The 21,275-nt window shown below is 66.4% G+C and carries 20 protein-coding genes; all 20 read left to right on the plus strand.

Annotation, left to right across the window (positions count from 1 at the left end):
• Positions 1-173 precede the first annotated feature (173 nt).
• Positions 174-4,088, plus strand: coding sequence for a DUF3683 domain-containing protein (locus L1Z78_RS05855; protein ID WP_234640613.1), 3,915 nt, complete (start codon positions 174-176; stop codon positions 4,086-4,088).
• Positions 4,085-4,540 carry an HIT family protein gene (locus L1Z78_RS05860; RefSeq protein ID WP_234640614.1) on the plus strand — a complete coding sequence of 152 codons (456 nt, stop codon included), beginning with the start codon at positions 4,085-4,087 and terminating at the stop codon, positions 4,538-4,540. The genes L1Z78_RS05855 and L1Z78_RS05860 overlap by 4 nt, the downstream gene beginning before the upstream one ends.
• A 10-nt stretch (positions 4,541-4,550) precedes the next feature.
• The gene (locus L1Z78_RS05865) at positions 4,551-4,982 is read left to right on the plus strand and encodes a gamma-butyrobetaine hydroxylase-like domain-containing protein (RefSeq protein ID WP_234640615.1); all 432 of its coding nucleotides are present in this window, start codon (positions 4,551-4,553) and stop codon (positions 4,980-4,982) included.
• A 215-nt stretch (positions 4,983-5,197) separates the two neighbouring features.
• The gene (gene ubiE / locus L1Z78_RS05870) at positions 5,198-5,929 is read left to right on the plus strand and encodes a bifunctional demethylmenaquinone methyltransferase/2-methoxy-6-polyprenyl-1,4-benzoquinol methylase UbiE (protein ID WP_234640616.1); all 732 of its coding nucleotides are present in this window, start codon (positions 5,198-5,200) and stop codon (positions 5,927-5,929) included.
• 53 nt (positions 5,930-5,982) lie between these two features.
• Positions 5,983-6,993, plus strand: a complete 1,011-nt coding sequence (locus L1Z78_RS05875; protein ID WP_234640617.1) for a Tim44 domain-containing protein — start codon at positions 5,983-5,985, stop codon at positions 6,991-6,993.
• 30 nt (positions 6,994-7,023) lie between these two features.
• Positions 7,024-7,653, plus strand: a complete 630-nt coding sequence (locus tag L1Z78_RS05880) for a ubiquinone biosynthesis accessory factor UbiJ (protein WP_234640618.1) — start codon at positions 7,024-7,026, stop codon at positions 7,651-7,653.
• A complete protein-coding gene (ubiB, locus tag L1Z78_RS05885) occupies positions 7,650-9,215 on the plus strand; it encodes a ubiquinone biosynthesis regulatory protein kinase UbiB (protein WP_234640619.1) in 1,566 nt (521 codons plus the stop codon). The genes L1Z78_RS05880 and ubiB overlap by 4 nt, the downstream gene beginning before the upstream one ends.
• A gap of 56 nt (positions 9,216-9,271) precedes the next feature.
• Entirely contained in the window at positions 9,272-10,723 is a 1,452-nt protein-coding gene (locus L1Z78_RS05890; protein WP_234640620.1) for a sodium:solute symporter family protein, read from the plus strand.
• A gap of 56 nt (positions 10,724-10,779) precedes the next feature.
• Entirely contained in the window at positions 10,780-11,061 is a 282-nt protein-coding gene (locus tag L1Z78_RS05895; RefSeq protein ID WP_234640621.1) for an FmdB family zinc ribbon protein, read from the plus strand.
• An 18-nt stretch (positions 11,062-11,079) separates the two neighbouring features.
• On the plus strand, positions 11,080-11,703 hold the full coding sequence (locus L1Z78_RS05900; RefSeq protein ID WP_234640622.1) for a DUF502 domain-containing protein: 624 nt from the start codon (positions 11,080-11,082) through the stop codon (positions 11,701-11,703).
• Positions 11,704-11,745: 42 nt separating this feature from the next.
• Positions 11,746-13,545 carry an aspartate--tRNA ligase gene (gene aspS, locus L1Z78_RS05905; RefSeq protein WP_234640623.1) on the plus strand — a complete coding sequence of 600 codons (1,800 nt, stop codon included), beginning with the start codon at positions 11,746-11,748 and terminating at the stop codon, positions 13,543-13,545.
• A gap of 77 nt (positions 13,546-13,622) precedes the next feature.
• The gene (locus L1Z78_RS05910) at positions 13,623-14,432 is read left to right on the plus strand and encodes a CsgG/HfaB family protein (protein ID WP_234640624.1); all 810 of its coding nucleotides are present in this window, start codon (positions 13,623-13,625) and stop codon (positions 14,430-14,432) included.
• Between the two features lie 7 nt (positions 14,433-14,439).
• Entirely contained in the window at positions 14,440-14,916 is a 477-nt protein-coding gene (gene nudB / locus L1Z78_RS05915) for a dihydroneopterin triphosphate diphosphatase (RefSeq protein ID WP_234640625.1), read from the plus strand.
• Between the two features lie 27 nt (positions 14,917-14,943).
• On the plus strand, positions 14,944-15,714 hold the full coding sequence (locus L1Z78_RS05920; protein ID WP_234640626.1) for an endonuclease/exonuclease/phosphatase family protein: 771 nt from the start codon (positions 14,944-14,946) through the stop codon (positions 15,712-15,714).
• A 126-nt stretch (positions 15,715-15,840) separates the two neighbouring features.
• On the plus strand, positions 15,841-16,563 hold the full coding sequence (gene folE / locus L1Z78_RS05925; protein ID WP_234640627.1) for a GTP cyclohydrolase I: 723 nt from the start codon (positions 15,841-15,843) through the stop codon (positions 16,561-16,563).
• Between the two features lie 84 nt (positions 16,564-16,647).
• Entirely contained in the window at positions 16,648-17,529 is an 882-nt protein-coding gene (locus tag L1Z78_RS05930) for an EamA family transporter (RefSeq protein ID WP_234640628.1), read from the plus strand.
• 14 nt (positions 17,530-17,543) lie between these two features.
• Positions 17,544-18,422 (plus strand): DUF429 domain-containing protein, encoded by an 879-nt coding sequence (locus L1Z78_RS05935; protein ID WP_234642101.1) that lies wholly within the window; start codon positions 17,544-17,546, stop codon positions 18,420-18,422.
• A 44-nt stretch (positions 18,423-18,466) separates the two neighbouring features.
• On the plus strand, positions 18,467-19,111 hold the full coding sequence (locus L1Z78_RS05940) for a LysE family translocator (RefSeq protein WP_234640629.1): 645 nt from the start codon (positions 18,467-18,469) through the stop codon (positions 19,109-19,111).
• Between the two features lie 62 nt (positions 19,112-19,173).
• Entirely contained in the window at positions 19,174-20,061 is an 888-nt protein-coding gene (locus L1Z78_RS05945) for an alpha/beta hydrolase (protein WP_234640630.1), read from the plus strand.
• A gap of 57 nt (positions 20,062-20,118) precedes the next feature.
• On the plus strand, positions 20,119-21,141 hold the full coding sequence (locus tag L1Z78_RS05950) for an AraC family transcriptional regulator (protein ID WP_234640631.1): 1,023 nt from the start codon (positions 20,119-20,121) through the stop codon (positions 21,139-21,141).
• Positions 21,142-21,275 lie beyond the last annotated feature (134 nt).

A 21,275-nucleotide genomic window follows, 5' to 3' on the forward strand; every position in this document is an offset into this window, starting at 1 on the left:
AGGGCTTGCAGCCTCGTCTGGCCTGTGTCAGGGGGATGGAGATGGCAGGCGTCGCGCCTTGCGAGGGCTGGCCCGCAGAGGCCCGCGGGAAGCGCGTCCTTGGGGGGCTCGCTTAAAATTGCGGTCCCACTTGGCATAGCGGCGCCCCACGAGCGCCAGACACGGTCTACCCCATGAATGTACCGATTGCGTTGGCGGCCCTGCAGGCACAGGCAGCCGAGCCCGCCCGTCTGCGAGAGATTCCCTACAACTACACCTCGTTTTCCGATCGCGAGATCGTGATCCGCCTGCTGGGCACTTCCATGTGGGACGTGCTCAACCAGCTGCGCCAGGAGCGGCGCACGGGCCGTTCCGCCCGCATGCTCTACGAGGTGCTGGGGGACATCTGGGTGGTCCAGCGCAATCCCTACCTGCAGGACGACCTGCTGCACAGCCCCGACCGGCGCAAGGCCCTGGTCGAGGCGCTGGAGCACCGCCTGGGCGAAATCGACAAGCGCCGCGCTCCGCAGCAGGATCCCGTGCGCGATGGCCTGGTCGGCCAGCTGGTCGATGCGGCGCGCCGCGCCGTCCATGAATTCAATGCCACCTTCGTCGAGGCCGAGCAGCTGCGCCGCCGCGTGCAAAAGAGCCTGGGCCGCCTGACGGCCAAGGACAACATCAAGTTCGACGGCCTGTCGCGCGTGGCCCATGTGACGGACGCCACCGACTGGCGCGTCGAATACCCCTTCGTCGTGCTCACGCCCGACACCGAGGCCGAAATGGCGGGCCTGGTCAAGGCCTGCATCGAGCTGGAGCTGACCATCATCCCGCGGGGCGGCGGCACGGGCTACACCGGTGGCGCGATTCCGCTGACCTGGCGAAGCGTGGTCATCAACACCGAGAAGCTCGAGGCCATGACCGAGGTCGAGATGCGCCGTATCCCCGGCGTGGACCACGAGGTGCCCACCATCTTCACCGAGGCCGGCGTGGTCACGCAGCGCGTGGCCGACGCGGCCGAGCGCGCGGGCTTCGTCTTCGCCGTGGACCCGACCTCGGCCGAGGCCTCGTGCATCGGCGGCAACGTCGCCATGAACGCCGGTGGCAAGAAGGCCGTGCTCTGGGGCACGGCGCTGGACAACCTGGTGTCCTGGCGCATGGTCACGCCCGAGGCGCAGTGGCTGGAGGTCACCCGCGTGGGCCACAACCTCGGCAAGATCCATGACGCCGAGATGGCCAGCTTCGAGCTGCAGTACTTCGAGGCCGATGGCAGGACGCCCATCCGCAGCGAGCGCCTGGACATTCCGGGCCAGAAGTTCCGCAAGGAGGGCCTGGGCAAGGACGTGACCGACAAGTTCCTGTCGGGCCTGCCGGGCATCCAGAAGGAAGGCTGCGACGGCCTGATCACCAGCGCGCGCTGGGTGGTCCACCGCATGCCCGAGCACACGCGCACGGTGTGCATGGAGTTCTTCGGCAACGCCAAGGACGCCGTGCCCAGCATCGTCGAGATCAAGGACTTCATGTTCGCCGAGCAAAAGCGCTCGGGCGTGCTGCTGGCGGGTCTCGAGCACCTGGACGACCGCTACCTCAAGGCCGTGGGCTACGCCACCAAGAGCAAGAAGGGCAACGGCCACCTGCCCAAGATGGTGCTGCTGGGCGATATCGCCGGCGACGACGCCGACGAGGTCGCGCGCGTGGCCGCCGAGGTGGTGCGCATCGCCAACTCGCGCAATGGCGAGGGCTTCACGGCCGTCAGCGCCGAGGCCCGCAAGAAGTTCTGGCTGGACCGCAAGCGCACCGCCGCCATCTCGCGCCATACCAACGCCTTCAAGATCAACGAGGACGTGGTGATCCCGCTGCCGCGCATGTGGGAGTACACGGACGGCATCGAGCGCATCAACATCGAGCTGTCGCTGCGCAACAAGCTCAAGCTGTGCGATGCGCTGACGGACTTCTTCCAGCATGGCGACCTGCCGCTGGGCAAGCAGGATGACGCGGGGGACATTCCCTCGGCCGAGCTGCTGGAGGACCGCGTGCAGCAGGCCCTGGTCCTGGTGGCCGAAGTGCGCGCGCTGTGGCAGGGCTGGCTGGACGACGTCGAGAACCTGTTCCCGCAACTGCAGGACCATACGCTGCGCGCCAGCTGGAGGACACAGTTGAAGGCGCCCATGGCGCAGATCTTCGCGGGCGCGGCCTTCCAGCCGCTGCAGGCGGCCATCAACGCCATCCACCAGCGCGTGCTCAAGGGGCGCGTGTGGGTGGCCCTGCACATGCATGCGGGCGATGGCAACGTGCACACCAACATCCCCGTCAACAGCGACGACTACGAGATGCTGCAGACGGCCCACGAGGCGGTGGCGCGCATCATGGTGCTGGCGCGCAGCCTGGACGGCGTGATCTCGGGCGAGCACGGCATCGGCATCACCAAGCTGGAGTTCCTCAGCGACGAGGAACTGGCGCCGTTCGCCGCCTACAAGCAGCGCGTGGACCCCGAGGGCCGCTTCAACAAGGGCAAGCTGATCCGCAACGAGAAGCTGCAGGCCGTGGTGGGGCAGACGCACGATGGCCGCTCGCCGCGCGAATCGCTGATGTTCGCCGACCTGACCAACGCCTACACGCCCAGCTTCGGCCTGATGGGGCACGAGTCGCTGATCATGCAGCAAAGCGACATCGGCGCCATCGCCGACTCGGTCAAGGACTGCCTGCGCTGCGGCAAGTGCAAGCCCGTGTGCGCCACCCACGTGCCGCGCGCCAACCTGCTGTACAGCCCGCGCAACAAGATCCTGGCGACCTCGCTGCTGGTCGAGGCCTTCCTCTACGAGGAGCAGACACGCCGCGGCGTGTCGCTGCGCCACTGGCAGGAGTTCGAGGACGTGTCCGACCACTGCACGGTCTGCCACAAGTGCTTCAACCCCTGCCCGGTGAAGATCGATTTCGGCGACGTCACCATGAACATGCGCAACCTGCTGCGCAAGATGGACAAGAAGAGCTTCCGGCCCGGCAACAAGCTGGCCATGGCCATGCTCAACGCCACCAATCCGGACACCATCAAGTTCATGCGCTCGGCCATGGTCGGCGTGGGCTTCAAGGCCCAGCGCCTGGCCTCCGACGTGCTGCAGGGGCTGGCGAAGAAGCAGACCCGGCATCCGCCAGCCTCGGTGGGCCGCGCGCCCATCAAGGAGCAGGTGATCCACTTCATCAACAAGAAGCTGCCCGGCGGCCTGCCCAACAAGACGGCCCGCGCGTTGCTGGACATCGAGGACAAGGACTACGTCCCCATCATCCGCAGCCCGCAGACCACCAGTGCTGACACCGAGGCGGTGTTCTACTTCCCCGGCTGCGGTTCCGAGCGCCTGTTCAGCCAGGTGGGCCTGGCCACCCAGGCCATGCTCTGGCATGCGGGCGTGCAGACCGTGCTGCCACCGGGCTACCTGTGCTGCGGCTACCCGCAGCGCGGCAGTGGCCAGTACGACAAGGCCGAGAAGATGATCACGGACAACCGTGTGCTCTTCCACCGCGTCGCGACCACGCTCAACTACCTGGACATCAAGACCGTGGTGGTCAGTTGCGGCACCTGCTACGACCAGTTGCAGGGCTACGAGTTCGACAAGATCTTCCCGGGCAGCCGGATCATCGACATCCATGAGTACCTGCTGGAGAAGGGCGTCACGCTGCAGGGCAAGGAAGGCTATCTCTACCACGACCCCTGCCATTCGCCCATGAAGCTGCAGGACCCGATGAAGACCGTCAAGGCCCTGGTCGGCGACGGCGTGGTCAAGAGCGAGCGCTGCTGCGGTGAATCGGGCACGCTGGGTGTCACGCGCCCCGACATCTCCACGCAGATCCGCTTTCGCAAGGAAGAGGAGCTCAAGAAGGGCGAGGCTGCGCTGCGTGCCAGTGGTGCCCTGGCCGAGAAGGACAACGTGAAGATCCTCACCAGTTGCCCCAGCTGCCTGCAGGGCCTGTCGCGCTACGGTGGCGACCTGAACAACGGCCTGCTGGAAGCCGACTACATCGTGGTCGAGATGGCGCGCCAGATCCTGGGCGAGAACTGGATGGCCGACTATGTGCAGCGCGCCAATGCCGGCGGCATTGAAAGGGTTCTGGTTTGAAGGCCGTTGCATCCTGCCCCCTGTGTGCCGAAGAAGGCGGCCTGCCGGTCTGGCTCGGTCGGCGCCTGCGCGTGGTCCGCGCGCAGGAGGAGGGCTTTCCGGCCTTCTACCGCGTCGTCTGGAATGCGCATGCGGCCGAGTTCTCGGACCTGGATGCCGCCGAACGCCGGCACTGCATGGAGGCCGTGGCCGAGGTCGAGCAGGTCTTGCGCGCGCGGCTGGCGCCGGTCAAGATGAATCTCGCGGCGCTGGGCAACATGGTGCCGCACCTGCACTGGCACGTGATCGCGCGTTTCGCGTGGGACAGCCATTTCCCCGGTTCGGTCTGGGCCACGGTCCAGCGCCCGCGCGATGCCGACCGCGAGGCCGCCTTGGCGGCGCAGTTGCCGTCCATCGACGCGGAACTGGCACGCGTGCTTGACGCCTGGCAGTTGCGCCAATCCACTGAATGAGGAGCACCGCATGGCCGGTCTGACCCCTGACACCCCTACGCCCGAGGCGTTGACCGTGCATGGCGCTTCGCGCGTGCTGGAAGTCGCCTACTCCGATGGCGCGAGCTTCCGCATCCCCTTCGAACTGCTGCGCGTGTATTCGCCTTCGGCCGAGGTCCAGGGCCACGGCCCGGGCCAGGAGGTGCTGCAGACGGGCAAGCGCGATGTCGCCATCACAGCCATCGAGCCCGTGGGCAACTACGCCATCAAGCCCTTTTTCAGCGATGGCCATGAAAGCGGTCTGTACACCTGGGAATACCTCTACGAGCTGGGCCGCCGCCAGGACGAGTTCTGGGCCCAGTACCTGGATCGCCTGCTGGAAGCCGGCATGGACCGCGACACCCCCATGCCGGCCAAGGGCGCCGGCGCGGGCCATGGCGGGCATGGCTGCGGCGGCCACTGAACGCGCACGGGCACGCTCCGTTCCCGCAGCGCCACATTCAGGACCTTTGCACAGCACAGGGTTATTGGGGGTGGTGCTATATTAAAAATAGCTTGAAAGGCTTTGTTCAAAGGCTTTTCAAGCTTTTTGTTCTTGATAACCCTGGTGCGGCAAAGCCCGTGGCCATACGGGGTTGTCGCTGTACGCATTACTACTGCTTGCTTAGCATCGTTGTTATGAGCACCACACATTTCGGATTCCAGTCGGTGGACGAGGGCGACAAGGCCCGCCGCGTGCGCGGCGTGTTCGATTCGGTCGCCTCGCGCTACGACGTCATGAACGACCTGATGTCGGGTGGTCTGCACCGTGCCTGGAAGGCCTACACGGTGATGGTGGCCAACCTCAAGGAAGGCGACAGGGCGCTGGACATCGCGGGCGGCACGGGGGACCTGGCTCTGGCCTTTTCCAAGAAGGTCGGCGCCACCGGCCAGGTGGTGCATACGGACATCAACGAGGCCATGCTGCGCGTGGGCCGCGACCGCCTGATCAACAAGGGCGTGATCCTGCCGACCCTGGTCTGCGATGCCGAGGCCCTGCCGTTTCCCGACGGCCATTTCGATCTGGTCACCGTGGCCTTCGGCCTGCGCAACATGACGCACAAGGATGCGGCGCTCAAGGAGATGAACCGCGTCCTGAGGCCCGGCGGCAAGCTGCTGGTGCTGGAATTCTCCAAGGTGGCCAAGCCGCTGGAGAAGGCCTACGACTGGTACTCGTTCAAGGTGCTGCCCGCCATGGGCAAGCTGGTGGCGGGCGACGATGCCAGCTACCGCTATCTGGCCGAGTCCATCCGCATGCATCCGGGCCAGGAGGAACTCAAGCGCCTGATGCAGGACTGCGGCTTCGGCCATGTGGACTATCACAACATGACGGGCGGCATCGCGGCCCTGCATGTGGGAATCAAGTGCTGAGTGCGCGAGGCGCTCGGTGAGGCGACGGCAACACGATTATTCGAGGAGATGACATGAAAAAGCTATGGTCTATGGTCTTGGTTGCGATGCTGGTGGTGGTCCACGGCACGGCCGATGCCAAGCGCATGGGCGGTGGCGGATCGGTGGGCAAGCAGTCGAGCAACGTGACGCAGCGTGAAGCAGCGCGCGCGCCGGCGCAGAACACGCCGCCGCAGAACGCCGCCACGCAGAATGCGGCAGGCAAGCCCGCGACACCTGCCCAGGCCGCTCCTGCCAAGAAGCCCTGGGGCGCCATGCTCGGCGGCCTGGCGGCAGGCCTGGGTCTGGCCTGGTTGGCCAATTCGCTGGGCCTGGGCGCCGCGTTCGGCCAGTTCCTTTTGTTCGCGCTGCTGGCCCTGGTCATCATGGTCGTGGTCGGCATGGTGATGCGTTCGCGTCGCGCGGCCGCCGGTGCGCAGTCGGCCCCCCAGAACAGTCCGTTCGCGTTCCAGGGCGCGGCACCTGCGGGTCCGGGCAATGCCGGCAGCGTGGACAGCGCGCCGCTGGCACGCCAGTACAACCCCGAGAAGGTCGGCAACGACGCCGCGGCCCGTCCCTGGGAACAGAACCTGCAGCCGGCGGCCTCGGGCTCCGGCGTGCAGATCGGCTCGGCGCTGGCCGGCTCGCAGAACTGGGGTGTTCCCGAAGGCTTCGATACCGAGGGCTTCCTGACGGCCGCCAAGCGCAACTTCGTGACACTGCAATCGGCCTGGGACCGTTCGGACATCACATCGCTGCGCGCGATGATGACCGACGAGATGCTGACCGAGATCCGTGGCCAGCTCAGCGAGCGCGAGGCCCAGCGTCCCGGTCAGCCCAACCAGACCGACGTGGTCATGATCGACGCCCAGCTGCTGGGTATCGAGGACCTGGGCAATGACTACATGGCCAGCGTGGAATTCTCGGGCATGATCCGTGAGGACGCTTCGGCGGGCCCCACGCCCTTCCGCGAGGTCTGGAACATGACCAAGCCCAAGAGCGGTGCCAGCGGCTGGCTGGTGGCGGGTGTCCAGGCATTGCAGTAATTCCTCTCACTTCGGGAATAATCGGGGACTATGGCAACACAGTCCCCTTTTTCTTTCCTGAACGGCCTCATGGAACGCGTGATGGCCGGTCCGCAACCTCCGCAATGGCTGGTCAGCGAGGTGCATCAGCGCCTCGTGCTGTTTCTCAACCATGTGCTGATGCAGGAAAGAGAGGCCACGGAGCGCCTTGTGCGGCAAAAGGGCCGCGTGGCGCGCGTGCAATGGCGCGGCTATTCCATGGCCTTGCAGATCACGCCGGCGGGGCTGTTCAACGTGGCCCCCGAGGGGGCCCAGCCCGACCTGCTGCTCGAAGTCACCGAGACCTCGCCGCTGGCGCTGGCCCAGGTGGCGTTGCGCGGCGACAAGCCCTCCATACGCATCGAGGGCGATGTGCAACTGGCGGCGGACATCAACTGGCTGGTGGACCACGTCGAATGGGACGTGGAGGAGGACCTGGCCCGCATCATCGGTGATGCGCCGGCCCACACGATCGCCAAGGTGGCACGCAGCGCCGCCCAGGCGCTGCGCCAGTTCGTGGGCGCGCGCATGGCGGGCGGGCAGCCCGATGCCGGTGAGCCGGCCGCGGAGGCCGCACGCAGCCCTGCTCCCGCCAGCGCCCCCGTGGTGGCCCTGCCCGGTTTCGAGAACGACAAGCCATGAGCCGGTTTCTTCGCGGGCTGACCATCCTCTGGGTGGTGTTCCGCTACGGGCTCGACGAACTGGTGCTCTCGAGCTTCGAGCACCCCTGGATGCGCCGCGCACGCGCCGTGCTCACGCTGGGCCGCAGGCTGGACAAGCCGCGTGGCCAGCGCCTGCGTGAAGCGCTGGAGGAATTGGGCCCCATCTTCGTGAAGTTCGGCCAGGTGCTGTCCACGCGCAGCGACCTGATGCCGCCCGATGTGGCCGAGGAACTGGCGCGGCTGCAGGACCGCGTGCCGCCCTTCGATTCGCAGATCGCGGTGGACACCATCGAGCGCGCCTTCCGCAAACCGCTCGACGAAGTGTTCGTGCGCTTCGAGCGCGAGCCCGTGGCCAGCGCCTCCATCGCCCAGGTGCACTTCGCGGTGATCCGCGACCGCGATGGCGTGGAGCGCGAGGTGGCCGTCAAGGTGCTGCGCCCGGGCATGAAGACCGTGATCGACAAGGACCTGGCGCTGATGCACATGATGGCGCGCTGGGTCGAGCGCCTGTCGGCAGACGGCAAGCGCCTCAAGCCCCGCCAGGTGGTGGCCGAATTCGACAACTACCTGCACGACGAGCTGGACCTGATCCGCGAAGCCTCCAATGCTGCGCAACTGCGCCGCAACATGGAGGGTCTGGATCTGGTGCTCATCCCCGAGGTGTACTGGGATTTCTGCCGTACCGACGTGATGGTCATGCAGCGCATGAAGGGCGTGCCCATCAGCCAGGTCGAGCGCCTGCGCGAGGCCGGCGTGGACATCCCCAAGCTCGCGCGCGATGGCGTGACCATTTTCTTCACCCAGGTGTTCCGCGACGGGTTCTTCCACGCCGACATGCACCCCGGCAACATCATGGTCAGCCTGGAGCCGGAAACCTTCGGTCGCTACATCTCGCTGGACTTCGGCATCGTCGGCACGCTGACCGAATACGACAAGGAGTACCTGGCGCAGAACTTCACGGCGTTCTTCCGACGCGACTACAAGCGCGTGGCCGAGCTGCACATCGAAAGCGGCTGGGTGCCGCCGACCACACGCGTGGATGAGCTGGAGGCCGCCATCCGCGCCGTGTGCGAGCCGTACTTCGATCGCCCTCTGGCCGAGATCTCGCTGGGCATGGTGCTGATGCGCCTGTTCCAGACCTCGCGGCGCTTTCATGTGGAGATCCAGCCGCAACTGGTGCTGCTGCAAAAGACGCTGCTGAACATCGAAGGGCTGGGCCGCCAGCTCGACCCCAACCTGGACCTCTGGAGCACGGCCAAGCCTTTCCTCGAGAAATGGATGCTCGACCAGATGGGCCCCCAGCGCCTGTGGCGCGAGCTGCTGGCCGAGGCGCCGCGCTACGCCAAGCTCATTCCGGAGCTGCCGCGCCTGATCCACCAGCGGCTCGCGCACCGTGGCGGCGACAACGATGCGCTGCTCAAGGAACTGCTCCAGCAGCAAAAGCTCACCAATCGCCTGCTGCAGGCCATTGTCAGCGCGGGCATCGGTTTCGTCATCGCGCTGATCCTGCTGCAGCTGGTCGTGCGCATGCGCTGGTACTGAGAAAACGGGTTTTCGCGACCTTTCCCCTTTCCCACTTTTGAAACAGGAGTGCCAGCGTGCTGCTCTCTATGGTGATCGCCTACCTGTTCGTGACCATAGCCATCGGCCTGTGGGCGGCCAGGCGGGTCAAGAACACGGCCGACTTCGCAATTGCCGGGCGCCACCTGCCCATGTACATGATCATCACCACCACGTTCGCCACGTGGTTCGGCTCGGAGATCGTGCTCGGCGTGCCCGCCAAATTCATCGAAGGCGGCCTGCGCGGCGTGGTCGAAGACCCCTTCGGTGCCGGCATGTGCCTGATCCTTGTGGGCCTGTTCTTCGCCGGCAAGCTCTACCGCATGACGCTGCTGACCATCAGCGACTACTACCGCCAGCGCTATGGCCGATCCATCGAGATCATCTGCTCGCTGATCATCATGCTCAGCTACCTGGGCTGGGTGTCCGCCCAGGTCACGGCATTGGGCCTGGTGTTCAACCTGCTGTCGGGCGGCTCGGTCAGCATTCCCATGGGCATGACCATCGGCGTGCTCTCCATCCTGGCCTATACGCTGTTCGGTGGCATGTGGTCGGTGGCCGTGACGGATTTTCTGCAGATGATCATCCTGGTCGTCGGCCTGGTGGTGCTGGCCTGGTTCGCCGGCGACATGGCCGGCGGCGCGGGCAAGGTGATCGATCTGGCGGCCAGCCGAGACCTGTTCCAGTTCTGGCCCGAGCCGAGCTGGCACGAGATCCTCTTCTTCTTCGGCGCGGCCATCACCATGATGCTGGGTTCCATCCCCCAGCAGGACGTGTTCCAGCGGGTGATGTCGGCCGACAGCGAGCGGTCCGCCACGCGTGGCACCGTCATCGGTGGCACGGCCTATATCTTCTTCGCCTTCGTGCCCATGTTCCTCGTGGCCAGTGCGCTGATCATCATGCCGCAGGAGGCCGCCGCCCTGCTGCAGGACGATCCCCAGAAAGTGCTGCCGACGCTGGTGATGGACAAGATGCCCTTCGTCATGCAGGTGCTGTTCTTCGGCGCGCTGCTGTCGGCCATCAAGTCCTGTGCTTCCGCCACGCTGCTTGCGCCCAGCGTGACCTTCACCGAGAACATCTGGCGCCAGTTCCGCACCGATGCCAGCGACCGCGAGATGCTGCTGGCCATGCGCATCAGCGTGCTGGTCTTCAGCGTGTGCGTGCTGGCCTATTCCATCAAGATGGAGGGAACGCCCATCTATGAACTGGTCTCCAGTGCCTACCAGGTGCCCTTGGTCGGCGCCTTCGTGCCGCTGGTCTTCGGCCTGTACTGGCGGCGCGCCACCACACAGGGTGCCATCTTTGCCGTGGTGCTGGGCATAGGCGTCTGGGTGGTGTTCATGGTCACTCCTGCACTGCATGAGGCTTTCCCGCAGCAGCTGGCCGGCCTGCTGGCCGCGATCGGCGGCATGGTCGGAGGCTCCCTGGCACCCCAGTGGCTTGCCGACCGCCGCGAGGAAATCCAGGCATTTGGTGCTGCGGAGGTCTGATGCGGGTGGGCGCCTATAATTGAGGGTTTTGCACCTATCCTCCTTTCAATAGCGCCATGCCTATTTACGCGTACAAGTGTGGCTCCTGCGGCCATGCCAAGGACGTGCTGCGGAAAATCTCGGATGCCCCGCTGACGACCTGCCCCGCCTGCGGGGCCGAGTCCTTTTCCAAGCAACTGACGGCCGCCGGCTTCCAGCTCAAGGGCTCGGGCTGGTATGCGACCGACTTCAAGAACAGCGGCGGCAAGGGCGCTGCCGCTCCGGCACCCGCTGCGGCAGAGACGCCCGCCCCCGCCGCATCACCGGCTCCTGCGCCCGCGCCTGCCGCGGCCGACTGAACAAGGCCTGCACTACCCATGTCCGCACTGCGCAAATGGCTGTTCGCCGGTCTGCTGGTGATCGTTCCCCTGGTGATCACGCTGGGTGTGCTCAACTGGATCATCGGCACGCTGGACCAGACGCTGACCATCCTGCCCGAGGCCTGGCATCCCGACCGGCTGCTGGGTTTTCACATTCCCGGCTTCGGCGTCGTGCTGACGCTGCTGATCCTGCTGGTGGTGGGCGCGGCGGCCAGCAATTTCATAGGCCGCAAGCTGGTGTCCTGGGGCGATGCCGTGGTCAGCCGCATACCCGTGGTACGTTCGATCTATTCGAGCGTCAAGCAGGTCTCGGACACCGTGTTCTCGGACAGCGGCAACGCCTTTCGCACGGCCGTGCTGGTGCAGTGGCCGCGTGAGGGGGTGTGGACCGTGGCGTTCGTCACGGGCTCGCCCAGCGGCGAAGTGGCGGCTTACCTGCGTGACGAGTACCTGAGCGTGTTCGTGCCGACCACTCCCAATCCCACGGGCGGCTATTTCGTCATCGTCCGCAAGAGCGACTGCATTGAACTCGAAATGAGCGTGGATGCCGCGCTCAAGTACATTGTCTCGATGGGCGTGGTGACTCCTCCCGATCTCACCCCTCCCCCGGAATCCAAATAACAAACTGTCGCGCCCTCCAGGGGCGCAGGAAGCATCTTCATCATGGCCATGCGCTCCCACTACTGCGGTCTCGTGACCGAAGCCCTGATGGGCGAAACCGTTACCCTGTGCGGCTGGGTGAACCGTCGTCGCGACCATGGCGGCGTGATCTTCATCGACCTGCGCGACCGCGAGGGCTACGTGCAGGTGGTCTGCGACCCCGACCGCGCCGAGATGTTCAAGACCGCCGAAGGCCTGCGCAACGAGTTCTGCGTGCAGGTCAAGGGCCTGGTGCGCGCACGCCCCGAAGGCACGACCAACGACAAGCTCAAGAGCGGCCAGATCGAAGTGCTGTGTCATGAACTGAACGTGCTCAACGCCTCGGTCACGCCGCCGTTCCAGCTGGACGACGAGAACCTGTCCGAGACCGTGCGCCTGACCAACCGCGTGCTGGACCTGCGCCGCCCGTACATGCAGCGCAACATGATGCTGCGCTACCGCACGGCCATCCAGGTGCGCAACTTCCTGGACAAGGAAGGCTTCATCGACATCGAGACGCCCATGCTGGGCAAGAGCACGCCCGAGGGCGCGCGTGACTACCTGGTGCCCAGCCGCGTGCATGACGGCGAGTTCTTCGCGCTGCCCCAGTCGCCCCAGCTGTACAAGCAGATGCTGATGGTGGCCGGCTACGACCGTTACTACCAGATCACCAAGTGCTTCCGCGACGAGGACCTGCGCGCCGACCGCCAGCCCGAGTTCACGCAGATCGACTGCGAGACCTCCTTCCTGGGCGAAGAGGAGATCCGCGCCATCTTCCAGCGCATGATCTGCGAGGTCTTCAAGACCCAGCTGAACGTGGACCTGGGCGAGTTCCCGATCATGACCTACCAGGACGCGGCCTTCCGCTTCGGCTCGGACAAGCCGGACCTGCGCGTCAAGCTCGAATTCACCGAGCTGACCGAGGTCATGAAGGACGTGGACTTCAAGGTGTTCTCCACGCCTGCCACCACCAAGGGCGGCCGCGTGGTCGCGCTGCGCGTGCCCGGCGGCTCGCAGATCTCGCGCGGCGAGATCGACCAGTACACCGAGTTCGTCAAGATCTACGGCGCCAAGGGCCTGGCCTGGATCAAGGTCAACGAAGTGGCCAAGGGCCGCGATGGCCTGCAGTCGCCCATCGTCAAGAACCTGCATGACGCCGCCATTGCCGAGATCCTCCAGCGCACGGGTGCCCAGGACGGCGATCTTCTGTTCTTCGGCGCCGACAAGGAAAAGATCGTCAACGATTCCATTGGTGCCCTGCGCATCAAGATCGGTCACAGCGACTTCGGCAAGGCCAACGGCCTGTTCGAGAACCGCTGGGCACCGCTGTGGGTGGTCGACTTCCCCATGTTCGAGTACGACGAGGAAAACGACCGCTGGGCTGCCGTGCACCACCCGTTCACCTCGCCCAAGGACGGCCATGAGGAACTGATGGTCACGGACCCTGCCAACTGCCTGGCCAAGGCCTACGACATGGTCCTGAATGGCTGGGAGCTGGGCGGCGGCTCGGTGCGTATCCACCGTGCCGACGTGCAGAGCAAGGTGTTCGACGCGCTCAAGATCTCTGCCGAGGACGCACGCGCCAAGTTCGGCTACCTGCTGGACGCACTGCAGTACGGCGCGCCCCCGCACGGCGGCCTGGCCTTCGGCCTGGACCGCCTGATCACGCTGATGACGGGCGCCGAGTCCATCCGCGACGTGATCGCCTTCCCCAAGACCCAGCGCGCCCAGGACCTGCTGACCCAGGCGCCATCGCCGGTGGACGAGAAGCAGCTGCGCGAGCTGCACATCCGCCTGCGCAACCCTCTGCCTGCCCAGGGCTGAGCAAGGGGCCTGATGGCTTGATACGGACGGCAGGGGCTGGCATGGCTCCTGCCGTTTTCCTTTTTGCGGAGGGCTCCATGCGTTTCCTGGGTGTTGCATCGATGGCCATGGTGGCCGGCCTTGGCCTGACGGGCTGTGGCGAGAAGAAGACCGAGCTGGGGCAGGGCGGTTCGGAGATCACGGGTTCGGCAGGCCCGCTGGGCGCCCACAACGGCTCGCGCGAGCTGGTCCGCTGCGATGCGCCCGTGGCCACGCTGGCCCTGGCCGAGAATCCCAATGGCTATGTCATGGGCTCCGGCTACCAACTGCCGGCCTCGCCCGTGCCGCTGGTCAAGCTGCTGGCCCAGCAAAGCGGCTGCTTTCGCGTGGTGGACCGGGGTGCCGGTCTGCGCGGCACCGTGCAGGAGCAGGACCTGAGGAATTCCGGCGTGCTGCGCGAGAACTCCACGGTGCGCAAGGGCCGGGGCTTTGAGGCCCAGTACACGCTGACCCCCAGCCTGACCTTCAGCGAGCAGGACGCCGGCCGGGGCCTGGCGGGCGTGGTCGCCATGATCCCGGTGCTGCGCGACATCGCCGGCCTGGCAGGCCTGGTGGAGCAGGTCAAGTTCAAGGAGGCCCAGACGGCGCTGCTGCTGTCCGACAATGAGACCACCGAACAGGTGGCCGCGGCCACGGGCGCGGCGCGCACCACCGACCTGGGCATCGGAGGCATGGTGCTGGGGCGACTGGGCGCGGCCGGCGCGGGCTGGAGCAATACCAACGAAGGCAAGGTCATTGCAGCGGCCTTCCTGGACGCCCACAACCAGCTCGTCGTCCAGGTGCGCGCGTTGCAGGCCAAGGAACTGCCGCCGCCCGTCGCGACCAAGGCGGGCGCAGGCAAGGGCTGAGCGGCACATGCCCGCCTTCAAGATTCCCGAATCGGTGCTGGTCATCATCTACCGGGATGATGGGCAGGTGCTGTTGCTGCGCCGCACGGCACCCGCGCCGGAGGGCGACGCATTCTGGCAGTCCGTGACGGGCAGCAAGGACCATGAAGGCGAATCCTGGCGCGATACCGCGCTGCGCGAGGTGCAAGAGGAAACCGGCATCGACGGCGATGCCCCGGACTGCCTGCTCCAGGACTGGGGACTGGAGAATGTCTACACGATCTATCCGGCCTGGCAGCACCGCTATGCGCCGGGGGTATGGCACAACCGCGAGAGGGTTTTCGGGCTGCGGATTCCGTCCTACACCGGCGTGTTCTTGAATCCGAGGGAACATACCGCATCTGCTTGGCATGATTGGCGTGAAGCGGCCCGGCGCTGCTATTCACCGTCCAACGCGGAGGCGATCTTGCTGCTTCCGCGCTTTGCCCGACTGGAGCCGGACTGAAACCCTTGCCAGCGTTCCCGAACCGCCATGACTGAAAACGCGAATTCCCATCAGGTGGACCCCGGTCCCTCGATACTGCGCGTCGCAACCTACAACATCCACAAGGGCGTCCAGGGGCTGGGCCCGGTGCGACGTCTGGAGATCCACAACCTGGGACTGGCCGTGGAGCAGCTCGATGCCGACATCGTCTGCCTGCAGGAAGTGCGCAAGATGAACCACAAGGAGGCTGCGTACTTCGACCGCTGGCCCCATGTGCCCCAGGCCGAGTACCTCGCGCCGCTGGGCTACGAGGCCGTCTACCGCACCAATGCCTACACCCGCCACGGGGAGCATGGCAATGCGCTGCTGACGCGCTGGCCCGTGGTGGGCCACCAGCACGAGGACATGTCGGATCACCGCTTCGAGCAGCGCGGCCTGCTGCATGTGGAGGTCGAGGTGCAGCACCGGCGCGTGCACACCATCGTCGTGCACCTGGGCCTGATTCCCGGCAGCCGTGTCCGCCAGATCACGCAACTCAAGCGCTTCATCGAGCGCGAGGTGCCCCCGGGAGCACCGCTGGTGGTGGCAGGCGATTTCAACGACTGGGGCGGGCAGATCAAGCGCATGCTGGCCGGCTTCGGCCTGTACGAGTACGACGAGCTGCCCAGCGTGCCCACCTACCCTTCGCGCCTGCCGCTGGCCCAGTTGGACCATGTCTACGTGCGCGGCCTCACGCCGCTGGGCCTGCATGTGCCAAAGGGGCGAATCTGGTGGCGGATGTCGGACCACCTGCCGTTGATCGCCGAATTCCAGCTGTAGGCCCGGCCTGTGCGCATTCATCGTCTTTTGCTATTTAATATGTAGCATCCTGCGCGGACCGATCCAGGGTTTGATGGCAAAATCCCTTGCGTGCAGCGGGCCGGGTTCGCTGTTACCATGCCAGCCATGTTCAGAGAACCCGTCGACATGAAAAAAGACAGCGAAGCCGAGGGAGTCCCCGTCTCGGTCAAGATCCGCGAGCGGTTGAAGCAGGCGCAAAAGCGTTTTCATGCCAACGACAACATCTCCGAATTCATTGAGCCGGGCGAGCTGGAGGCCTTGCTCGACGAAGTGCAGGACAAGATGCAGGGTGTGCTCGACAGCATGGTCATCGACACCCAGCACGACCACAACACGCGCGCCACGGCACGCCGCGTGGCCAAGATGTACCTCAACGAGGTGTTCCGCGGCCGCTACGTGGCCCAGCCGGCCATCACCGAATTCCCCAATGCCGAGCACCTCAACGAGCTGATGATCGTCGGCCCGATCACGGTGCGCAGCGCCTGCAGCCACCACCTGTGCCCGGTGATCGGCAAGATCTGGATCGGCGTGCTGCCCAACAAGAACACCAACGTCATCGGCCTGTCCAAGTACGCCCGCCTGGTGGACTGGATCATGGGCCGTCCCCAGATCCAGGAAGAGGCCATCATCCAGCTGGCCGACCTGATCCTCGAAAAGACCCGTCCCGACGGCCTGGCCGTGGTCATGGAGGCCTCGCATTTCTGTATGTCCTGGCGCGGCGTGCGCGAGATGGACAGCAAGATGCTGAACTCCGTCATGCGAGGTGCCTTCCTGACCAATCCGGAACTGCGCCGCGAGTTCCTCTCGCTGGTATCCAGCCGCAAGTGAATCCAGGGGCGGCGTCCCCGCACGCCCGGCTACACACCCCAGGCTGCGCAGTGCGCGGCCTTTTTTCTTTCCCCTCCCTCCACCATGTCACTGCAAGCCTTTGCCCTGATCATCATCGCCGGACTGGTGCACGCCGGCTGGAACATCGTGGCCAAGAAGGCCGGCGGCGACTCGCGCTTCGCCTTCTTCACCTCCGTCATCATGATGGTGATCTGGGCCCCGCTGGGCTGGTGGGTGGGGCGCGACGTGGTGCCGCTGTGGGGCCGGGCCGAATGGGTGGTCGTGACCATCAGCGGCCTGCTGCACGTGGCCTACTATGTGACGCTGCTGCGCGGCTACCGCAGCGCCGACCTGACCGTGGTCTATCCGCTGGCGCGAGGCTCGGGGCCGCTGCTGTCTTCCATGGTGGCGATCGTCTTCCTTGGCGAACGGATCTCCTCGCTGGGCGTGCTGGGTATCGCGGGCGTGGTCGTGGGCGTGTTCCTGATCGCGGGCGGCCCCGGACTGCTGCGCGCGCGCCATGACCCCGAGGCACGCGAGCGCCTGCGGATGGGCCTGTGGTACGGCCTGCTGACAGGCGCCTTCATCGCCAGCTATACCGTGGTGGACGGCTATGGCGTCAAGATGCTGCTGATGTCGCCCATCCTCATCGACTACATGGGCAACTTCGTGCGCGTGTTCCTGCTGGCGCCGGTGGTGCTGCGCGACCTGCCCACCGCGCGCAGTCTGTGGCATGCCCAGTGGCGCTTCGCGGCCCTGGTGGCGCTGATCAGCCCCATTGCCTACGTGCTGGTGCTGTATGCCATGCAGGATGCACCCATGTCGCATGTGGCGCCCGCGCGCGAGGTGTCCATGCTGTTCGCGGCGCTGATTGGCGGACACCTGCTGCGCGAAGGCGACCGGGCCGCGCGCATCGCGGGGGCTGTGTGCATCGCGGCCGGCGTGACGGCACTGGGTCTGGGCTGAGTGCCATGGCGGTGATGGAGGCCATGCAGGTGGTGGGCTGCGATTTCAGCAGCCGGCCGTCGACACGCAAGCCCATCGCCATGGCCTTCGGGCGCCTGCTGGACGAGGGCCTGGTGGTTCTGGACGGATTGCGCGGCTTCGCCTCCCTGGGTGAATGGGCTGCCTGGCTGGCTTTGCCGGCAGAACCGGCCTGGGTCGGTGGTTTCGACCTGCCTTTCGGGTTGCCGCGCGAGCTGGTGGAGCAACTGGGCTGGCCGACCGATTGGGCGGCCTGCATGGACCACTATGCCGGACTGACACGCGAGGAGATCCGCGAGCGCTTCAAGGCCTTTTGCGCGGCACGGCCCGCGGGCGGCAAGTTCGCGCATCGGGCGACGGACAGGCCGGCCGGTGCCAGCCCATCCATGAAATGGGTGAACCCGCCCGTGGCCTATATGCTGCATGCCGGCCTTCCCCTGCTGCGCGCGGCTGGAGTGCACCTGCCGGGCCTTCAGCCAGCCTGCCGGGGCGATGCCCACCGCGTGGCGCTGGAGGCCTATCCCGGCATGCTGGCGCGAGCCGTGCTCGGGCGCAGCAGCTACAAGAGCGATGATCCCGCGCGGCAGACAGCCGAACGCCGCCGCTCGCGTGCGCATCTGATCGAGGCCCTGGAGTGCGGCGCGAACCCATTGTCGCTGCGACTTCGGATAGGCGGCGGCGCGGGGGATGGGGGCGGCGCTCTCGCATTGCGGGAACAGCTGCTGTCCGATGGCTGCGGTGACCGGCTCGACGCCGTCATCTGCATGTTGCAGGCTGCCTGGGCGGCGGCATGCCATCGGAAGGGCGATGTGCTCTATGGGTTGCCCCATGATCTGGATCCGCTGGAAGGCTGGATCGTCACGGCGCAGGGCTGAAATCCGCCCTGCGCAAGCCTGGATATGTTGAGAGGAGCGATGCGATGCCGACCATGGAAACCCTGCTGGCCTTTTTTGGCGTGGCCGTGCTGCTGGGACTGAGCCCGGGGCCGGACAACCTGTTCGTGCTCATGCAGTCGGCGCAGCGCGGCTGGCGCGTGGGTCTGTGCGTGGTGCTGGGCCTGTGCCTGGGCCTGGTGGTGCACACGGCGGCCGTGGCCCTGGGGCTGGCGGCGCTGGTCGCGGCCTCGCCCCTGCTGTTCACCGCCATCAAGCTGTGTGGCGCGGCCTATCTGGCATGGCTGGCCTGGGGAGCCCTGCGCGCCGTGGCCCGGCCGGGCGAGATGCCGCAGGCCGCCACCGGCGACCTGCTGACCCCTGCCAGGGCGCTGCGCTGGGTGGGGCGTGGCGTGGTGATGAACCTCACCAATCCCAAGGTGCTGATTTTCTTCCTCGCCTTTCTGCCGCAGTTCGCGGACCCTGCACGCGGCAGCGTGGCCACGCAGGTGATGGTGCTGGGCTGTGTGTTCATGCTGGCGGCGCTGCTGGTGTTCGGTGCCATTGCCTGCTGCTCGGGCTGGTTCGGTGTGCTGCTTCAGCGCTCCGTGCGTGCCCAGAACTGGCTCAATCGTGTGGCCGGGCTGGTCTTCCTGGGCATGGCCGTGCGGCTGGCATTGGTGCAGCGCTAGGAACACGCTGCTTTTCACCACCGGCCATGGCGCAGCGGCCGGGCCGTGGCACAGTCCACGCCATGCTTTCTCGCTTGCGCAATCTTTCATGGCTTGCCGCCCTGCTGATGGCGGGCGTGGCCGGGTTGGTCCTGCTGATGGTGGCAGCCTGGCTGGTGGGCAGCCTGCTGAGCCAGCCAGACCGCCGGCCTCTCGGCGCGCCGCCCGCAGACTGGCCGGCCCAGACGCTGCAGTTGCCCACCGACGATGGAGGGCAGGTCAGGGGCTGGTTCGCCAAGGGGCAGCCGGGCCATGGTGCCGTGCTGCTGCTGCATGGTGTGTACGCAGACCGGCTCGCCATGCTGGCGCGTGCGCGCATGCTTCGTCGGCAGGGATATTCCGTCTGCCTGATCGACCTGCCCGCGCATGGCGAAAGCAGCGGCGAGCGCATCAGTTTCGGCATGGCCGAGGGCGCGGGCGTTCGTGCCGCCATGGCCTATGTGCGGCAACAGCTGCCGGGCGAGAAAGTCGCGGTGCTCGGTACATCGCTGGGCGGTGCGGCACTGCTTCTGTCCCACGTGGTGCCGGGGCCGGATGTGGTGGTGCTGGAGTCCGTGTTTCCCGACATCCGGCAAGCCATAGACAACCGCGTGCGCGCGCACATCGGCTGGCTGGCGGACTTGGTCACGCCCTTGCTGGCGTGGCAGTTACCGCTGCGCCTGCATCTGGAGCTGGCACAACTGCGCCCCATAGACCATGTGAAGGCGCTGGGCGCTCCCGTGCTGATCGCGGCCGGCCTGCAGGACCGGCACACCACGCCCGCGGAAACCCGCGAGCTGTTCGAGGCGGCGCGTGAACCCAAGGCGCTGTGGATGGTGGAGGGCGCCGCGCATGTGGACCTGTACGACTACGCGCCCCAGCCCTACGAGCAGCGGGTGCTGGGATTCCTGGATCGATATATGGGGCCTTGATGGAGACAATGGCGGGCGGCACTGACCGACCCATCCGGGGCCGCCTCCACCCCGCCCATGCCACAGACCACGGCCCACACCATCGCCATTGCCCAGGTCCTGCAGATCGTGCAGGGCGCGCAGCGCAATGGCATGGATGTGCCTGCCATCCTGCGCCGCGCCGGTATTTCGCCGGCCCTGCTGGATGCGCCGCTGTCGCGCGTGACCCAGGCGCAGTACGCGGCGCTGATCCGCGTGCTGCGCCGTGTCTGCCGCGACGAGCTGTGGGGCCTGTGCCGGCATCCGCTGCCCGTGGGCAGCTTCGCCCAGGCCTGCCGGATCATGCAGCCTTGCCGCACGCTGGGCGAGGCCTTGCACGCCGGCCTGCGTTTTTACCGGCTGGTGCTCCATGATTTCACGCCGAGGTTGCAGGTGGCCGGCGGCATGGCCCGCATCGCCGTGGTCTCGCGGCGCGAGCGCGACGCGCCGCTGGCCTATGCCGAGCGCTCGTTCTGCTTTCTGGGCCATGGCGTCATGTCCTGGCTGGTATCGCGCAGGATCGAGCTGACGGGCGTGTGCGCGCCCGCCGACAGCATGCCCTATGGCACGGAGGCGCAGCGCCTGTTTCTCGCGCCGCTGCGGCCGGGCTGTGACTTCACCGGGCTGGAGTTCGATGCCCGGTGGCTGGAGCTGCCGGTGGTGCAGAGTCCGCAGAGCCTGGTCGAGTTCCTGGGCCAGGCACCGATGGGGCTGGTGATCCGCTACCGTGGCCGGGCCCGGCTGGGCGAACGCATCCGGCATCTGCTGCGGCGCGATCTGGCGGGCGAGCTGCCTTCGCTGGAGCAGGTCGGAGCCGCGCTGTCGATGACGCCTCAGACCCTGCGCCGCCGCCTGCGCGACGAGGGCCTGGGCTTTCAGTCCCTCAAGGATGATCTGCGTCGTGATGCGGCCATCGAACTGCTGCACCGGAGCGAACTGACGCTGGCCGATATCGCGGCCCGTGTGGGCTTTGCGGAGGCCAGCACCTTTCACCGCGCCTTCAAGGGGTGGACCGGCCTGCCGCCAGGCGCCTATCGGCAGGCCCAGCGACGCGGCCGCTGATCTTTTTTGCCAATCATTTTGAGCCGTTCGGTGATTGGTGGCTCGAGCCGCCATGGCCACACTGTCGATGGACCTCTGCCCCATGGCAGGGCATGCACCCCGCACAGGAGGGTGCCGTACACAGCACAAGGAGA

Origin of the sequence: Delftia tsuruhatensis, assembly GCF_903815225.1 — a bacterium.
Lineage (GTDB): Bacteria > Pseudomonadota > Gammaproteobacteria > Burkholderiales > Burkholderiaceae_C > Comamonas > Comamonas tsuruhatensis_A.

Coding starts and splice junctions, on each gene's coding strand:
- L1Z78_RS05855 (WP_234640613.1), top strand. CDS start 174: ATGAATGTACCGATTGCGTTGGCGGCCCTGCAGGCACAGGCAGCCGAG.
- L1Z78_RS05865 (WP_234640615.1), top strand. CDS start 4,551: ATGGCCGGTCTGACCCCTGACACCCCTACGCCCGAGGCGTTGACCGTG.
- ubiE (WP_234640616.1), top strand. CDS start 5,198: ATGAGCACCACACATTTCGGATTCCAGTCGGTGGACGAGGGCGACAAG.
- L1Z78_RS05875 (WP_234640617.1), top strand. CDS start 5,983: ATGAAAAAGCTATGGTCTATGGTCTTGGTTGCGATGCTGGTGGTGGTC.
- L1Z78_RS05880 (WP_234640618.1), top strand. CDS start 7,024: ATGGCAACACAGTCCCCTTTTTCTTTCCTGAACGGCCTCATGGAACGC.
- ubiB (WP_234640619.1), top strand. CDS start 7,650: ATGAGCCGGTTTCTTCGCGGGCTGACCATCCTCTGGGTGGTGTTCCGC.
- L1Z78_RS05895 (WP_234640621.1), top strand. CDS start 10,780: ATGCCTATTTACGCGTACAAGTGTGGCTCCTGCGGCCATGCCAAGGAC.
- L1Z78_RS05900 (WP_234640622.1), top strand. CDS start 11,080: ATGTCCGCACTGCGCAAATGGCTGTTCGCCGGTCTGCTGGTGATCGTT.
- aspS (WP_234640623.1), top strand. CDS start 11,746: ATGGCCATGCGCTCCCACTACTGCGGTCTCGTGACCGAAGCCCTGATG.
- L1Z78_RS05910 (WP_234640624.1), top strand. CDS start 13,623: ATGCGTTTCCTGGGTGTTGCATCGATGGCCATGGTGGCCGGCCTTGGC.
- nudB (WP_234640625.1), top strand. CDS start 14,440: ATGCCCGCCTTCAAGATTCCCGAATCGGTGCTGGTCATCATCTACCGG.
- L1Z78_RS05920 (WP_234640626.1), top strand. CDS start 14,944: ATGACTGAAAACGCGAATTCCCATCAGGTGGACCCCGGTCCCTCGATA.
- folE (WP_234640627.1), top strand. CDS start 15,841: ATGTTCAGAGAACCCGTCGACATGAAAAAAGACAGCGAAGCCGAGGGA.
- L1Z78_RS05930 (WP_234640628.1), top strand. CDS start 16,648: ATGTCACTGCAAGCCTTTGCCCTGATCATCATCGCCGGACTGGTGCAC.
- L1Z78_RS05935 (WP_234642101.1), top strand. CDS start 17,544: ATGGAGGCCATGCAGGTGGTGGGCTGCGATTTCAGCAGCCGGCCGTCG.
- L1Z78_RS05940 (WP_234640629.1), top strand. CDS start 18,467: ATGCCGACCATGGAAACCCTGCTGGCCTTTTTTGGCGTGGCCGTGCTG.
- L1Z78_RS05945 (WP_234640630.1), top strand. CDS start 19,174: ATGCTTTCTCGCTTGCGCAATCTTTCATGGCTTGCCGCCCTGCTGATG.
- L1Z78_RS05950 (WP_234640631.1), top strand. CDS start 20,119: ATGCCACAGACCACGGCCCACACCATCGCCATTGCCCAGGTCCTGCAG.